Below are 617 nucleotides of genomic sequence, written 5' to 3'. Positions count from 1 at the left end.
TCTTCATGGCGGGGTATTTCTTGATTAGTTCAGCGGCCAGCTTGTCGGTCTCGCGAATGCGGTGTATCTGTCACAAATATTTTGACTGGCCTACCGCATTCGCGAGCAAGCCCGCTCCCACATTTGTTTTGCATTCCGGCAGGTGGATTTGGATTTTTCCCACAGAGGCTGTAGGACAGGTCTGGCAATAGGGCATGAGCCTTGTATCGTTGCCTACGCATACGCCAGAATCCGCCGGCTTGTGCGTCTGGAGGGGTGTCTCTTAAGGTTCGCCGGTCGCTGAATGTTCAGTGATCGGGTTTAGTAGCCCGTGGTGAGGCGTCCCTTGCTCGGAGACGATCCATGGCTAATGTTTATTGCGTAACCCCCAACCTCCCCACCGAAACCCTCGTGCTCAACAGCTACGAAACCTTCTCTTCCGTGCGCACCCTGCTGCTCAACCTGTCCAACGACCTCACCGGCGAACACCGCGACGTGGCCCTGGCCATCCATCAATTAAGCGAGCTAGGTGTGCTGCTGGTCGGCCAGATGATGGACCGCGAAGCCCCACTGCCCTAAACCTGCAATGCGATCACTGTGGGAGCTGGCTTGCCTGCGATGGCAGTGTTGAATTCACT

Annotated in this window: 1 protein-coding gene; it reads left to right on the top strand. The window is 56.1% G+C overall.

Annotated features, from left to right (window positions below; translation table 11 throughout):
• Positions 1-342: 342 nt before the first annotated feature.
• Positions 343-558, top strand: a complete 216-nt coding sequence (locus tag NUV89_RS29765; RefSeq protein WP_257784131.1) for a DUF6124 family protein — start codon at positions 343-345, stop codon at positions 556-558.
• The last annotated feature ends 59 nt before the right edge of the window (positions 559-617 follow it).

Source organism: Pseudomonas sp. 18.1.10, from assembly GCF_024655625.1.
Taxonomy (GTDB): domain Bacteria; phylum Pseudomonadota; class Gammaproteobacteria; order Pseudomonadales; family Pseudomonadaceae; genus Aquipseudomonas.
Note: the sequence above shows the minus strand (reverse complement) of the source record. Positions and strands in the feature narration are given on the sequence as shown.